Origin of the sequence: Postechiella marina (genome assembly GCF_039538365.1) — a bacterium.
Lineage (GTDB): Bacteria > Bacteroidota > Bacteroidia > Flavobacteriales > Flavobacteriaceae > Postechiella > Postechiella marina.
Window position 1 is genome coordinate 206981 of record NZ_BAABCA010000007.1, and the last position, 15619, is coordinate 222599.

The following is a 15619-nucleotide window of genomic DNA, read 5'->3' on the forward strand; positions in this document are numbered from 1 at the left end:
TACCCTAAGTTTTTAGTTTTGTTATTAGGAATAATTTTTAGTTTATACTAATTAGCCCTTTTAGCATTTAGGGCCTGCTCTAACTTCTGGAATAATATGTAAAGCATCGCTAATTTGTATAGCTATATTTCTAGATACTCTGTAAGCTACTTTGGCTATATCTCCGGTTTGTTTAATATTTATTACCGGTAACGAAACGTCAAAATTAGGATTAAAACTTCTATCGTTTGTATATTTAGGTTCTAAAACAAACTTGCCATCTATATCTAAAAGAACATCGTTTGCTTTTTGAATTTCGTAAACATCTAGATCGTAACCTATTTGGATATCTTTTGAAGGAAACTTAGACTCTTTTTTCTCTTGATTTAAAGTATAATCAAGCGCTAATTCTTTTTCGTTGGATAGTTTTTTCTGAATGCTAGCAACATCGGCATCACTATAATACGCTATTTTTATTTTCCCGTTACTACCTTCTTTTATGCGCAAGTTGCCAACTCCAATGGCTTGTAATTGCCTTTTAACCATGGCAATTGTATGTTGTGCCGCGTCAGATGTTAATTCAACATCTGTAAACTGCAATACAATTTCTTGGTTTGGTAACGTTGTTTGATGCTGATTAACAACACCAAATAAGGTTAGTATAAAAATTATAGCACTAATGCACCATCTTGCTTTCATGCGCCAAATATAAAAAATAAAGGCTGTATTTCTACAGTCTTTATATAAATATCTAATTTAATTCTAATTACACCTATTATTTTTAAATAAAAAACCTGCTAGTTTTTTAAACTAGCAGGTTTTAGATATTTAAAATTTTACTTTGTATTATAGTTCTAACAATCCGTTAGTCTTTTTAACACCTTCTGCAGATTCTGCTAATTTAGTTTTTTCAGCATCAGATAGGCTAATGTTAACAATTTGCTCAATACCGTTAGCACCTAATACACATGGTACACCTATTGATAAATCGCTTAAACCATATTCACCATCTAATAATGCAGAGCAAGGAAAAATCTTTTTAGTATCGCATGCAATGGCTTGAACCATTCCAGATACTGCAGCTCCCGGAGCATACCAGGCAGAAGTACCTAATAAACCAGTTAATGTAGCACCACCAACTTTAGTATCTTGCACTACTTGATCCATTCTTTCTTCAGATAAAAACTCAGAAACTTTTACACTGTTTCTTGCAGCTTTTTCTATTAATGGCACCATACCTTTATCGCTATGTCCTCCAATTACCATACCGTCTACATCGCTAATAGGAGCGCCTAAAGCTTCTGCTAATCTGTATTTAAAACGTGCAGAATCTAAAGCTCCACCCATACCAATAATTCTGTTTTTAGGTAAATCTGTTGTTTTATGCACTAAATAAGTCATTGTATCCATTGGGTTACTAACCACAATAATAATAGTATTTGGAGAATGCTCTATTAAGCTAGAAGATACCGCTTTAACAATTCCTGCATTAATACCAATTAACTCTTCGCGAGTCATCCCTGGTTTACGAGGAATACCAGAAGTAATAACACAAACATCACTACCAGCAGTTTTACTATAATCGTTAGTAACTCCTGTAATTTTTGTATCGAATCCGTTTAAAGATGCTGTTTGCATTAAATCCATCGCTTTTCCTTCTGCATAACCTTCTTTAATGTCTAATAACACAACTTCTGCTGCAAAATCTTTTATTGCGATATACTCAGCACAACTTGCGCCAACTGCTCCTGCTCCAACTACTGTAACTTTCATAAGATAATATTTAAATTGTTTTTATTTTTTTGAGTTTTATATAAAATCGCACTTTACACGAAATTATTGATGATTAAAGATCGTATTTTATACGACTGAATTTTATGATTTTAGTCATACAAAACTACAAATTTTAATACTCTAAACGAAGAAAGTGCAAGATAAAAAATCTTGCACTTTCTAAAAACTAACAACTAACTAAAACTATATGAAAAAAATTAACTAAATTTTCTATTAAAATGATTTATTATCTGAATCCGAAATTAATTCCTAAAGAAAAAGCATCGAATTCTGATATATGATATTCTGCATTAAGCCTAAAAAAACCTAACTTTAATTTTGTGCCTATAGTACCACGTACAGCCGATACTTCGCTAGATACAGAAAATGGGTCTGTAACTGTTTCTGAAAAAAATGGCCCGTTTGATATTCTATAAGTACCTAACAAATCTGATTCTGATTTACCCTTTATATAACCAATACCGCCATAAAAATTAATAACTGGTAATTTTGTTGATGCTATTAACTGTGCCAAAATTGTATTGGTATCGTTCTCTAAGCGTTGGTCTTCTCCATCTATCCCAGAAGACTCTGTTAAATCGTAAGAACCATCTATATGTGTATAGGCCACTAAACCAGATATGGCTACAGGCAATATTTTATCTGCAGGTAACCACTTTGTAAATTCTACTTGCAAACCAGCGCCATACATACTTAAAGACACCTCGTCGGTTTCTATTTTTGGCACAAAACGCCCCTTAACCTCTATACCTTTACTAAGCCCTAATGCGCCTTGTATAAAAGCGGTTGGCAGTAAATTAGCGCTAGATTCTCCTATACCACTTGGCAAAGTAATGGTTTCGCTTTGCTCGCCTAAAAGAGCATCTTCATAAGTAACAATTATGTCTACATCCGGATCATTTTCGCCTAAAGCTGTAGCTACGTTTTTACTTGCCACACCATCAGGGAAACTAATTTCAAAATCTTGATCTGGATCACTATTATAATCTGCTATGCTCATTAAAAAAGATTTATTATCATCTTTTATAGTAGATGCATTGGCAATAATAGAAATTTCGAAACCTCCCAATGGTTTAGCTTCTGCAGTATTAAACCAATTGGCATTCATACTATGCATTAAGCCATTGGTTCCTGGCGCTAAATAATCGTTGGCAAAACGTTCTGCATTATCTACTCCTGCTACTAAAAGAGCATCAAAATCGTTTTGAGCGGTTAAAGACATTGTTGCCATACTAAGCAACATAAATAAGGGGGCTTTTTTCATTTTCTTACTTTGATTATACAAATATATAAAAAAAAACATACAAAAATACACTTTATCGAAATAAAAGGGTTTTTAACGATTTCTTAATATTGAATTTGCTGATTAAAATTGAACTCTAAAACTTACATTAGGTGTTAAACCCAATGAAAAATTATCTATTTGAATGGCTTTTTCTGAATTTTCTTGACTCACTTCGTAATATCGATTAACTGTATTTTTACGGTCTAAAACATTTAACACTCCTGCTCTTAATGTGCCTAAAGTCGATTTAGAAATATTAAAATTATAGTTAACTGAGGCATCAACCCTCATAAAATTTTCAAGATTTTCGCTATTTGGCGCCTCGTAGTTTACAAAAGTATTATTACCATCTTGTACTGTTTCGTTACCTTCTACTGGTTTTGTATATGGTTTACCCGATCTCCAAACGCCTCCTACAGAGATTTTTAAGTTTGAAAGCGCATCATAATTAAAAGCCATAGATACAGAATGTCTTATATCTACATTATTAGGAAAAACTGATGGTTCTAGAGTTTTAAATTCATAATTGTTTACACTATAGGCATAACTTAGCCATGCACTATAATTGTTTGCTGTTTTATTAATTAAAAACTCTACACCTTTGGCATTATAACTTCCTGCTGCATTTATATATTGAAAATTATTATAAAACCCTTGATTAGATACCGTAACTCCATCTACATTTTTATAAAAACCTTCAACATCTATCACTAGGTTTTTATAATTATACTCTAAACCTAGAGAAACCTGCTTACTTTCTGAAATTGGAATATTTTGCTCGTTAGCTAAAATCCAACGTCTGTTTTCTACACCTAAAAAATCGTCTTGAAAATCTATAATTTGTGTAGCAGATTGATTTTTAAACTCACCCTGTAACTTTATGGCATAACGATTAAATACTTTTTGTCTAAAATTTAAACGTGGTTCTATAATTAATTTATTAAACTTTTGGAAATAATTACCTCTACCCCCAACTCTTAAATAGGTATTGTTTTTATTAAACTCTATTTCGCCAAAAAGCGCATGATTTAATAATACTTCTTTCTTTGTTTTATCGTAAGATGGCGCACTAACATCGGTAGCATTTAAAATACCTATTTCGCTAAATTGATAACCATTTAAAACATTAATAGTATTGCTAACTTTAAACGTTGTTTTTAATTTAATACTGGTTTCTAAAACCTCGTTAGCCTGTATTAACCTTTGGTCTGTTTCTACTCTATAATCTATAGCATCTACATTATATTGAGAGTAAAACGCTGTGACCTCGGTATTAAATTTAGTATTCCATAAAGCGTTCCAACTCGCACCAAAACCTAAATTTTCTTGTTTTAAGTTGCTTGTTTTAGATTCCTTTTCATCTTCAGAATTTTTAAAACTTTCTCTATAATCTAAATTATTATTAATACCTATTATGTTGGCTCTAAACTTGTGGTTATCATTTAAATCGAAAAGTAATTTCGCTGTATAATCATAAAAGAAAAAATCTGAAGAACTTTTACTGTCGCTTGTATCACCACTATTAGTAGTAAGTTTACTATCTTGAAAACTACGCTCAAAATAATTATCGTAAGTAGGCGAATTTAAAACATCTGTAAAAGAGCGTCTGCCCGAAACATGCAAAGCCAGTTTTTTAGTTAATGGTATTTCTAGAAAAGCATCGGCATGAATTAAACTAGCTCCTGCTCCGCCAGAAAAGGTATTGGTAATCTTGTTTTTAGTAGACATGTTTATGGTACTAGAAACGCCTTCGTTAAACTCGCTTGAAGTACCGTTTTTAGTAACCACCACTTTATTTGTTAAATAAGGATTATAAGCCGATATAAGACCAAAAAAATGTCCTGAATGGTACATTTTTATACCATCCCAAAGCATTAAATTCTGATCGTTTGTACCACCACGAACATTTATATTTGCTATACTTTCGTTTACACTTTCTACACCAGGTAGAGCTTGAATGGATTGTAATATATCTGGATCTGTAAGTCCAGGAAGTATACCAAACTTATTGGTATTTAAAACCGTGCTACCATCAATATACTTTTGCAAACCTGTGGTTAAAAACTTAGATATTAAAATTTGATTTAAAGCTTCATTCTGGGCATCCATATTTAAGGTTTTACAAGACTTACTATTAAACCTTAAATGGGTAGCTTTAATTTCTATGGTTTTAAATCCTAAAAAAGATATATTTATGGTATCGTTAATACCAACATTAGTAAGCTCAAAATAACCATCTTTATCTATTATGGTACCTTTAGTTGTATTTTTTACAACTACAGATGCCCCAAAAAGAGGTTGCTTATCTGTACTAGAAATTACAACACCACAAATACTAATAACTTTATTTATTGTAGATATTGTAATATACCGCTCTGTTAAAAATTTAAAATTAAAAACGGTTGCATTGTTTAGCTCAGCAATAACAACTTTTAATGATGCATCTTTGTTTGGCTTACTTACTAAAACCTGAGCAAGCTCGTCTCCAGAATACGAAAACTTGACATCAAACTTTGCTTCTAATTGCTCTATAAGGTCTAAAAGGTCTATTTTTTCTTGAGCCTGTGCTATAGCTTGAAAAGAAAAACTAAAGACTATAAAAAGTAAGGTAATTATAGAGTTAGTTCTATTCATAGTTATAAAACTTAACGTTTTTACCCTCTATTTTATAACTCAGTTTTAATGGTATGGTTACAGCTTGTAGTGCTACATTTTTATTGCTATGTGTAAAACTTCCAGAAAATAATTTTGATGTATCTACGTCATCAACAGAAATTACAATATCGTATTGCACTTCCAATTCCTCTATAACCTGCCAAAGCGGTACATTGCTAAAACTAGACTCTTTTGTTAACCACGACGGACTTTCTGCATTAAAATCTTTAGTAACAACAACAGCTCCATTTACCAATCTAAAAGACTTTCCTGGTTTTAAAACCACATTACCTTGGCTACTTGTAACCTTTACAGAACCTTCGTAACATTGCACTTCAAAATAATTATCGCGCTCTTTTACATTAAATTGCGTACCTAAAACTTGAATATTTCCTGCATCGGTATGCACAGTAAACGCCTCGCCTTTGGTTACTTTAAAAAAAGCTTCACCATCTAATTCTAAATTTCTATTTACTTTCCATTCTTTTTTATTAAAAGATAGTTTAGATTGTGCATTTAATATAACTTGAGAATTATCGGGTAAATTAAATGTTTTGGTTTCTGCTATTTGAGTGCCAAAAGATTTATCGTTATTAAAAAACAAAAAGTAAGACGATGTAAGCATAACCACAAAAATCGCTGCTATTTTTAAAAACGATTTAAAATTTAATGGTATAACTTTAGGCTTATTCTTTTTAACCTGTTTTGCTTTAAAATCTGCTAAAGCTTTTTCTGCATCTACCTTTGGAGCTTTTAATTGTTTAGAATAAAACCCCAACTTCTCTAACGTAGAAAAATCTTCGTTTGGATATTTTTTCTTTAAGTCTACAGAAGACATTTCGCCTTCAAACCATTTTAATATGTCGTTTTCTTTATTCATCTTCTTGTCCTTTCTGTATTTAAGACACCTACATGTTAATTTACCCTACCCTTTATATCAATTAAATATTTTCGATATGTTCTCGTATTGTTTTTAAAGCTGCAGACATTCTTTTTTCTACTGCTTTTTGAGAAACCTCTAACAATTCTGCTATTTCTCGATATTTTTTACCTTCTATTCTATTAAGTAAAAAAACTTCGCGTTGCGCATCTGTTAATAAAGATATGGTCTTTTCGAGCTTATTTTTAAACTCTTCTTCTTCTAATATGTATTCTGGACTTTCGTTTGTTTGGTCTATATAAGGTGCTGCTTTAGCGTATTCTAAAACCACTTTATTATGTTTTACCTTATTTAAAAACAAGTTATTAACCGATGTAAACAAATACGTTTTTGCTTTAGTAAAATCTATTTTAGAACAGTTTTCCCATATTTTAGAAAACGCGTCTTGCACCAAATCTAGCGCATTGTCCTTATCGCCACATTTATAATATGCAAAATTACTTGCATGCTGTATATGCTCTAAATAAAAGGTGTTAAAGTAAGTTTCCTCACAAAGATTTGGCTTGCTATTGCTCATTATAAAGTAGGTTTCTAAGTCTAAAAATAAAAAAATCAAAAACAAAAGTAGGGTAAATTTATTTTTAATTGTCTTAAGCCCGAATGAAAACAAAATGCATTAAATCTATTTACATATAACTAAACAGATTAACTGCATTTTTAATCATATCAAAAAAAAAACATTAAAACGAGGTAGGGCAAAATAAAATAGGGTTGTCTTACCTACAGAACGCAAAAAATCAGAATTAAAAATTAAGAACCCAAAAAAATTATTATCATGAAAAATTTAAAACGTATTACAGCAATCTTATTAATGTCTCTTATTGGTTTTACATCTTGTCAAGATGATGACGATGCAGTAGTAGAGCAAAACCCAGATGCAAACTCATCAAACTCTCAAACCGCACAAAACATAGAACGTTCTTCTATGTATAATGGAAGTTTTGACGATTTTTTAGATGGCGTATCATGTTCTTCTATTTTATTACCAGTTACTGCAACAGTTAACGGAACCGATGTTAACGTTGCTAGCGAAGCAGATTACCAAACAGTAATAGATATTTTAACAGAATACAATAATGATGAAGATACTATTGTTTTACATTTCCCTTTAACTATTAAAATTAGCAATTACACACAAGTACAAATAGTTAATCAAACGGAATACGATGTTATTTTATCGGCTTGTTCACAAATAGAAAATGTAGCAGAAAGTGCTATCAACTGTTTAGATATAGATTTCCCTATTACTATAGTTACATATAATGTAAATTTTGAACAAACGGGAAGTATTGTTTTAGAGTCTAACCAAGAGTTATACACTTACATAAACGAACTTGGTAACGATCAATTATTTGCTATTAACTACCCTATAACAGCTACTTTAGCAGGCGAAAACACTATTAATATTGCTAGCGATTTAGATTTACAAACTCAAATTACAGCATGTTTAGGAATAGAAGATCAAAAAGAGGAAGCTAAAGAAAACGCCAAAGCACTCGAAACCATTTTAGTTGAAGGTGCCTTTAAAGTAGAATCTTTTATATACGAAGGTGCAGAAAAAGCAGAAGATTATGCAAACTACACCATCGATTTTGCTGGAGATTTAACTTGCGAAGCAGAAAACACAACGCTTACAGGTATGGATACTGTACAAGGTACCTATGGAGTAACCTCTGAAATAGAAGTGAATATAAACCTAAGTTTTTCTGGGAATGCCTCTTTCGAATTATTAAATAATTCTTGGGAGATAGCTAGCTATTCTCAAAGCTCAATCTCTCTAAAGAGCACTACAGATGCAGCAGTTACAATAGTTTTAGCCCAAATATAAACTAGAAGCCTGCATGTGTTACTTAAACTTAGGTGGAACAGCTATCATATAATGGTAGCTGTTTTTTTATTATAAAATATTACTTTTGAAAACCAATTAAATGTATCGCACTACCTTTTCAATACTTTTTAACTTATTTTTTTTTAAACAAGGTAGGGTAAATTTAAATAGAGTTGTCTTAACCATAGAAAGTGTAAAACACACTACTAAACCAAGGTAATTACAGCCTATAAAATTTAAAATCATGAAAAAATTAAAATTATTAATCGTTCTATTATTAACAGCTATATTTAGTTTTACATCATGCCAAAGTGAAATTGATAGCGAAAACGGAAATAGAGAAAATACTAACAACGCAACATCGCCAACAGCAAACAACCTAGAGCGCACATCGATGTACGATGGCAGTTTTGACGATTTTTTAGATGGTATGTCTTGCTCTTCAATATTATTACCTGTTACAGCGACAATAAACAATACAGAATTAACCATAATTAGCGAATCTCAATACAGTTTGGTTTTAGATTTACTTGGAGAATTTACTAACGATAATGATATCATCTCATTTCAATTCCCTCTATCTGTAAAACTAAGCAACTACACAGAGGTACAAGTAGCAAACCAAACAGAGCTAGATGCTTTAATGGATGCTTGCGAAACTGCAGAAAACGAAGCTAAAAATGCTATTAATTGTTTAGACATCGATTTTCCTATTACTATCTTAACATTTAGCTTAAATGCAGAACAAACAGGAAGTGTTGTTATAGAGTCTGAGCAACAATTATACACTTACATGAACAATTTTGAAAATGATCAATTATTCTCTGTAAGCTACCCCATTACTGGCACTTTAAGCGGAGACACTGTGGTTGAAATTACAAGCGATATGGATTTACAATCTAAAATAACAGAGTGTTTAGGCACAAACGAAGTAATGCAAGAAGCAGAAGTCAATGCTAACGAAATAAAAGATATATTAGTAGAAAGTGCCTTTAAAGTAGAATCGTATGTAGTATCTGGTATTAACAAAGCTAATAATTATGCAGATTACACTATAAATTTTACTAATAATTTAAGTGTTACAGCTCAAAACACAATAAATACAACTATTAACAATGTAGAAGGTACTTACGAAGTAGCCTCAGAACTTAATGTGTTTTTATCGCTAACATTTTCTGGCAATGCCTCTTTCGAATTATTAAATAATACTTGGCAAATAACAAGCTATTCTCAAAACTCTATTAGTCTACAAAGTTCTACAAATGCTGCAACAACCTTAGTTTTAGCTCAAATATAAAACTAGAAAAGCATTTGTTACGTATGTAAAATAGAACAGCTACTACAAATTTGGTAGCTGTTTAAAAAACAAATTCCCTAAATAAAATGAAACAATACACATTAATAGCAATAATGTTTTTAACTTTAATCTTTGGTTGTTCTAACAACGAAACAGTAACTACTGAAGACAGAGAAAACACAGAAAACAACCAGACTACCACAGTAAATAAAAACATAAATAGACAAGCAACAGGGAGTTCTGCAAACGACTTACTATCTGCCAACACCTATAAAAGTATGGTAATAGAAATGGTATATGTTGAAGGTTTTGAACCAGAACAAGCTAGTGTAGATAATTTTGTTTCATTTTTAAATAACAGAACTTTTAAACCTAATGGCATTACGGTAGAAAAACGCGAAATACCATCACTAGGTCAAGACACATACACAATAGAAGAAATCGCCAATATAGAAAAAGACCTACGCAAAAATTACAATACAGAAAACCAAATAGCTGTTTGGGCTTTATTTATAGATGGTAAGTCTAGTAACGATTCAGACTCTAACGTTGTACTAGGAACCGCTTATTGGAATACCTCGTTTGTAATTTACGAAGAAACCATTCAAAGATTTAGCAATAGCCCTTTTGAACCCAGTAGAAACCTCTTAGAAACTACCGTAATTACACATGAATTTGGGCATATTCTCGGACTTACAAATTTAGGATCGCCATTACAAACCGACCATGAAGACGACCAACACCCAAAGCATTGCGATGTAGACAGCTGCTTAATGTATTGGTCTGCAGAAACAGGAGCAGGTATTAGCAACATGGCCAACATGAGTACTGCACCTCAACTAGATGCGCAATGTATTGCAGATTTACAAGCCAATGGCGGAAAATAACATCTTTATTAAACCTCAATAAATTATATATGAAAACTACTTTTTTAACAACAATAACTATGCTATGCTTTATATTTAGCATAAATGCACAAGACAAAAAATCTAATGCTGGAATAAAACTAGGCTATAATTTAGCTGCTGTTAGTTTTGATGGCGATACAGAAACAGGACAAAGACACGGATTTCATGGCGGTTTTTACGGAGAATCTTTTGTATCTAATGCAATCGCTTTTCAAGTCGAGCTTTTATACTCGCAACAAGGTTACGAGTTAAAAGATAATAGTGGCACATTTACTCAAAAATTAGATTACATTAATTTACCGTTATTACTAAAAATATATCCTAGCAATAACTTTTTTCTAGAAGCAGGCCCGCAAATTGGCTATGCCATTTCTCATAAAGAAGAGTTTGACAGTAGCCTATTTAATGCCTCTCAAGAGTTTAATCCAGAAAGTTTCGATTACGGTATAAACTTCGGTACTGGTTTTAAAACCGACTCTGGTGTTAGCTTTGGTGTTAGGTATCATTTAGGGCTAGGCGATATTTACGACGAAGGAAACCCGCAAAATAGAGTATGGCAATTCGCTTTAGGTTTCGATTTTTAAACCTTATAGACTCTAATAAAAAAGGCTAGTTTAAACGTTTAAACTAGCCTTTTTTGTTTCAGCTTAGTTTGCAAACAAATCATAATAAATTGTTAAAGCATATAAAAAACAAAACCGCTCGATTTTTAACTTCGTACGTATGCCTAAATAACAAAAACCTAATAATTTATGAAACGATTTAAATCTCAATCTATTTTAGCAAGTATTATTTTAACGTCTTTAGTTACCTTTTCTTGTAGTGATGATGATAGTAACAAACCAGGTGCTATGAGTACCACAACAGTTTACGCTTCAAATAACGCTAACGGAAATATTACAAGTTACGATGTTACCGATGCTTCAAATATTACAACAAAAACACTATTAACATCGTCTACTATGGCAGATGGTATTTATTACGATAGCTCTTCTGATGCTGTTATACAAGCATCGCGTTCTGGATTAGGTCTTGAAGGCTTTTCTAACATTTCTAGTTTAATGTCTGGCGCTTCTGTTACAGCCGATATTTCTGGAACAAACGATATGTCTAGCCCTAGAGAACTTGCAGTAAACGGAAATATGTATGTTGTAGCAGATAATGCAGATGCAGATGGAAACGACACAACACCAGATGGTAAATTATTTATTTATACTAAAAGTGGCAATACATTTACTTTAAGAAACACCATTACTACCAATTTTAAATTATGGGGAATTACTTTTGATGGAAACGATTTATATGCCATTGTTGATACAACTAACGAGCTTGCTGTTTACAATAATTTTTTAAGCAATACAACTGATGCAACCCTAAGCGCATCTAAGCAAATTAAAATAGAAGGTATAGTTAGAACTCACGGATTAACTTACGATGCAGGATCGGACGTTATGATTCTTACCGATATTGCAGATGCTGCTAATAAAGAAGACGATGGTGGTTTTCATATTATAGAAAATTTTACAAGTAAATTTGCTAGCACAGCAAACAATGGCACATTGGCATTATCTAATCAAGTAAGAGTTGCTGGGTCGTCTACACGCTTAGGTAACCCCGTAGATGTTGCTTATGATGCCGATACAAAAATGGTATTTATTGCTGAAGCAGGAAACGCTGGCGGAAGAATATTAGCCTTTAACAACATTGGTTCTGGCGGTAATTTAGCCCCCGCAGTAAACAACGATTTAGCATCGGCTTCTTCTGTTTTTATTACAAAAAACTAAATAAAAACACATCATAAATACATTCAAATTAGTCACAAAAAGGTCAACTATAAAAGTTGGCCTTTTTTATTTTTTTTAAATTTTAAACTTTTGGTAGGGTAAAAAAGATTTTAGTTGTCTTAATAACGAAAGCTCTTTATTGGGTTAAATAATAAACTTAAAATCAAAATCATGAAATTATTAAAAACAACCATATTTATTTTAGCTATTAGTTTATCTTTTACTATACATGCACAAGAAACAGAAACTACAACAAAACTAGATAAAGAATCGTATTACAAAAAACGTGCTGCCGAAGATGCCAAATACGAACAACAATTTAAAGCCGAAAACAAGAAAGAAGATAAAGTTTTTTGGGAAGACCAAGCAGCCTACGAAAAAGAACTAAAACAAAGCGATAGAAAAGCCTATCGTGCCTACATGAAAGGTAAAAGAGATGCATATGCAGAACATTATGAGCACTGTAATTCGCACTGTCATCATGGAGACCACTATTACAGCCATGCATCATTTTATTATTACAGATACGATAATTACCATTACAACAGGTACCCAGAAAGAAGAGCAACCATACGCTCTAATGTTAGAGTTAACACACCTAGCCTAAGAGTTGGCTTAGGTTTATAAAAAAGCATTAAACGGGTTAAAAAAAATATATGATTTGAATTAGTCTCCAAGTCTATAAATAAAAAATGCCGCTTAAAAAAGCGGCATTTTTTTACATTACATATTATTATCTATGCATCAATATTTGCATACACAGCATTTTTCTCGATAAAATCTCTACGTGGCGGTACTTCGTCTCCCATTAGCATAGAAAAAATTCTATCAGCCTCAGTTCCATTTTCTATTTGTACCAAACGCATAGTTCTAAATTCAGGATTCATTGTTGTATCCCAAAGTTGTTCTGCGTTCATTTCTCCAAGACCTTTATAACGTTGTATTTTAGATCCGTCACCAAACTCAGACACGATTTTATCTCGTTCTGCGTCAGACCAAGCATATTGCTTTTTAGCTCCACGTTTTACTAAATACAGTGGCGGTGTTGCAATATAAATATGTCCGTTTTCAATCAATTCTTTCATATATCTAAAAAAGAACGTTAAAATTAAGGTTGCAATGTGGCTACCATCAATATCGGCATCACACATAATTACAACTTTATGGTAACGTAATTTAGACAAGTTTAAGGCTTTACTATCTTCTTCGGTTCCAATAGTAACACCCAAAGCTGTAAATATATTTTTAATCTCTTCGTTTTCAAAAACTTTATGAGACATTGCTTTTTCAACATTTAAAATTTTCCCACGTAGTGGAAGAATTGCTTGAAACGCTCTATCACGACCTTGTTTTGCAGTTCCACCTGCCGAATCTCCCTCAACAAGAAATACCTCACATTTTTCTGGGTCTTGCTCAGAACAGTCAGATAATTTACCAGGTAAACCACCAATACTCATTACAGTTTTACGTTGTACCATATCACGCGCTTTTTGGGCTGCATGACGTGCTTGAGCTGCTAGTATTACTTTTTGCACAATGGTTTTAGCATCGTCTGGGTGCTCTTCTAAATAGTCTGTTAACATTTCGGAAACCGCTTGACTTACCGATGCCGAAACCTCTCTATTTCCTAATTTTGTTTTGGTTTGCCCTTCAAATTGAGGCTCTTGAACTTTTACAGATACAATAGCAGTTAACCCTTCACGAAAATCATCTCCAGCAATGTCGAACTTTAATTTATCTAACATTCCAGATTCGTCTGCATACTTTTTAAGGGTATGCGTTAACCCTCGTCGAAAACCAGAAAGGTGCGTACCTCCTTCGTGTGTATTAATATTATTTACATAAGAGTGTAAATTTTCGGCATACGATGTGTTGTAAATCATAGCAACCTCAACAGGTACACCATTCTTCTCACCTTCAAAAGAAATAACATCTTTCATTAAAGGCTCTCTCGTTGCATCTAAGTATTGAATAAACTCAGACAATCCATTTTCAGAATGAAACGTTTCACCTTCAAACTCTCCGTCTTCTTTCTTATTTCGTCTATCAACTAAATGTACTGTAATACCTTTATTTAAGTAAGCCAACTCACGCAAACGACTCGCTAAAGTATCGTAGCTATACTCTAAAGTTTGTGTAAAAATAGTAGCATCTGGTTTAAAAGTAACCGTTGTTCCTCGTTTATCGGTTTCACCAATTTGCTTTACAGGATACAAAGCTTTTCCTCGCTCGTACTCTTGCTCGTATATTTTTCCTTCTCTATAAACCGTTGCCTTTAAACTATCAGATAGTGCATTTACACAACTAACACCAACACCGTGCAGACCTCCAGAAACCTTATAAGAGTCTTTATCAAACTTACCACCAGCACCAATTTTAGTCATTACAACCTCTAGTGCAGATACGCCTTCCTTTTTATGTAAGCCAACAGGAATACCACGACCATCATCTTCTGTAGTAATCGAGTTATCTTCATTAATAATAACTGTAATATTATTACAATGTCCAGCTAAAGCTTCATCAATCGAGTTATCTACAACCTCGTACACTAAATGGTGTAAACCACGCACACCAACATCGCCAATATACATCGAAGGACGCATACGTACGTGCTCCATTCCTTCCAAGGCTTGGATACTATCTGCCGAATAATTATGCTCGTTAAAAGCTTCTTTTTCTTCGCTCATATTATTTATATTGTTAATTTCAATTATTTATTCTTTATCTACTAAAAAATCTTTGGGCGTTACCACAAGGGTCGGGCTTTTTGTTGCAAGTCCTCGCACCTCCTACGTCGGGCTGTGGGCTATCCACTTCAATCCCTAACGCGGGCTTATCTGCCATAGTTATACCTTAAATTTAAGCCAACTAACTACCACAAAATTATTGCACAAAAAAAGACGCTTAGTAGCATCCTTTTGAATACAAACAAATATACGAAATACAAAAGCTATTTAAAAGCGACTTAACGAGTTTATCCAATAATTATTAACAATTATTAGTTTCTAAAAAAAGCGCTTAAAACGTCTAAAAACAGCTTTAAATTAAAAAACAGCATTTTAATTTAAAATCACAAAATTAAAAAACGAAAAAAAACAGCTTAGAATGCATTTTTTAATTTCTCCTTTTATTATTTTCACCATACTAAA

The 15619-nt window shown here is 32.5% G+C and carries 13 protein-coding genes; 6 read left to right on the plus strand and 7 right to left on the minus strand.

Annotated elements, in window-relative coordinates:
• Window positions 1-60: 60 nt before the first annotated feature.
• The 6 genes from ABD715_RS16335 to ABD715_RS16360 form a co-directional block, all read right to left on the minus strand.
• Entirely contained in the window at window positions 61-678 is a 618-nt protein-coding gene (locus ABD715_RS16335; protein ID WP_344789411.1) for a hypothetical protein, read from the minus strand.
• Window positions 679-825: 147 nt separating this feature from the next.
• Window positions 826-1752, minus strand: a complete 927-nt coding sequence (locus ABD715_RS16340) for a malate dehydrogenase (RefSeq protein WP_344789412.1) — start codon at window positions 1750-1752, stop codon at window positions 826-828.
• A 247-nt stretch (window positions 1753-1999) separates the two neighbouring features.
• Complete coding sequence (locus ABD715_RS16345; RefSeq protein ID WP_344789413.1) at window positions 2000-3037, minus strand: DUF6588 family protein; 1038 nt, start codon at window positions 3035-3037, stop codon at window positions 2000-2002.
• Between the two features lie 102 nt (window positions 3038-3139).
• The gene (locus tag ABD715_RS16350; protein ID WP_344789414.1) at window positions 3140-5692 is read right to left on the minus strand and encodes a TonB-dependent receptor; all 2553 of its coding nucleotides are present in this window, start codon (window positions 5690-5692) and stop codon (window positions 3140-3142) included.
• Window positions 5685-6593 (minus strand): FecR family protein, encoded by a 909-nt coding sequence (locus ABD715_RS16355; RefSeq protein WP_344789415.1) that lies wholly within the window; start codon window positions 6591-6593, stop codon window positions 5685-5687. Before ABD715_RS16355 ends, ABD715_RS16350 begins: the two co-directional genes overlap by 8 nt.
• Window positions 6594-6654: 61 nt before the next feature.
• A complete protein-coding gene (locus ABD715_RS16360) occupies window positions 6655-7170 on the minus strand; it encodes an RNA polymerase sigma factor (protein ID WP_344789416.1) in 516 nt (171 codons plus the stop codon).
• Between the two features lie 258 nt (window positions 7171-7428).
• On the opposite strand from ABD715_RS16360, the gene ABD715_RS16365 reads away from it, so the two are divergent.
• The 6 genes from ABD715_RS16365 (at window position 7429) to ABD715_RS16390 (ending at window position 13097) form a co-directional block, all read left to right on the plus strand.
• Complete coding sequence (locus tag ABD715_RS16365) at window positions 7429-8481, plus strand: hypothetical protein (protein WP_344789417.1); 1053 nt, start codon at window positions 7429-7431, stop codon at window positions 8479-8481.
• A 244-nt stretch (window positions 8482-8725) separates the two neighbouring features.
• A complete protein-coding gene (locus ABD715_RS16370) occupies window positions 8726-9778 on the plus strand; it encodes a hypothetical protein (protein WP_344789418.1) in 1053 nt (350 codons plus the stop codon).
• An 86-nt stretch (window positions 9779-9864) separates the two neighbouring features.
• Complete coding sequence (locus tag ABD715_RS16375; protein WP_344789419.1) at window positions 9865-10665, plus strand: zinc metalloprotease; 801 nt, start codon at window positions 9865-9867, stop codon at window positions 10663-10665.
• Window positions 10666-10694: 29 nt separating this feature from the next.
• Window positions 10695-11270 carry a porin family protein gene (locus ABD715_RS16380; RefSeq protein ID WP_344789420.1) on the plus strand — a complete coding sequence of 192 codons (576 nt, stop codon included), beginning with the start codon at window positions 10695-10697 and terminating at the stop codon, window positions 11268-11270.
• A 168-nt stretch (window positions 11271-11438) separates the two neighbouring features.
• Window positions 11439-12470: a hypothetical protein gene (locus ABD715_RS16385; protein ID WP_344789421.1), complete on the plus strand. Its 1032-nt coding sequence runs from the start codon at window positions 11439-11441 to the stop codon at window positions 12468-12470.
• A 171-nt stretch (window positions 12471-12641) separates the two neighbouring features.
• Window positions 12642-13097 carry a hypothetical protein gene (locus ABD715_RS16390; RefSeq protein WP_344789422.1) on the plus strand — a complete coding sequence of 152 codons (456 nt, stop codon included), beginning with the start codon at window positions 12642-12644 and terminating at the stop codon, window positions 13095-13097.
• Window positions 13098-13207: 110 nt separating this feature from the next.
• Here ABD715_RS16390 and gyrB read toward each other — a convergent pair whose 3' ends face one another.
• The gene (gene gyrB, locus ABD715_RS16395) at window positions 13208-15157 is read right to left on the minus strand and encodes a DNA topoisomerase (ATP-hydrolyzing) subunit B (protein WP_344789423.1); all 1950 of its coding nucleotides are present in this window, start codon (window positions 15155-15157) and stop codon (window positions 13208-13210) included.
• Between the last annotated feature and the right edge of the window lie 462 nt (window positions 15158-15619).

Coding starts and splice junctions, on each gene's coding strand:
- ABD715_RS16335 (WP_344789411.1), bottom strand. CDS start 678: ATGAAAGCAAGATGGTGCATTAGTGCTATAATTTTTATACTAACCTTA.
- ABD715_RS16340 (WP_344789412.1), bottom strand. CDS start 1,752: ATGAAAGTTACAGTAGTTGGAGCAGGAGCAGTTGGCGCAAGTTGTGCT.
- ABD715_RS16345 (WP_344789413.1), bottom strand. CDS start 3,037: ATGAAAAAAGCCCCCTTATTTATGTTGCTTAGTATGGCAACAATGTCT.
- ABD715_RS16350 (WP_344789414.1), bottom strand. CDS start 5,692: ATGAATAGAACTAACTCTATAATTACCTTACTTTTTATAGTCTTTAGT.
- ABD715_RS16355 (WP_344789415.1), bottom strand. CDS start 6,593: ATGAATAAAGAAAACGACATATTAAAATGGTTTGAAGGCGAAATGTCT.
- ABD715_RS16360 (WP_344789416.1), bottom strand. CDS start 7,170: ATGAGCAATAGCAAGCCAAATCTTTGTGAGGAAACTTACTTTAACACC.
- ABD715_RS16365 (WP_344789417.1), top strand. CDS start 7,429: ATGAAAAATTTAAAACGTATTACAGCAATCTTATTAATGTCTCTTATT.
- ABD715_RS16370 (WP_344789418.1), top strand. CDS start 8,726: ATGAAAAAATTAAAATTATTAATCGTTCTATTATTAACAGCTATATTT.
- ABD715_RS16375 (WP_344789419.1), top strand. CDS start 9,865: ATGAAACAATACACATTAATAGCAATAATGTTTTTAACTTTAATCTTT.
- ABD715_RS16380 (WP_344789420.1), top strand. CDS start 10,695: ATGAAAACTACTTTTTTAACAACAATAACTATGCTATGCTTTATATTT.
- ABD715_RS16385 (WP_344789421.1), top strand. CDS start 11,439: ATGAAACGATTTAAATCTCAATCTATTTTAGCAAGTATTATTTTAACG.
- ABD715_RS16390 (WP_344789422.1), top strand. CDS start 12,642: ATGAAATTATTAAAAACAACCATATTTATTTTAGCTATTAGTTTATCT.
- gyrB (WP_344789423.1), bottom strand. CDS start 15,157: ATGAGCGAAGAAAAAGAAGCTTTTAACGAGCATAATTATTCGGCAGAT.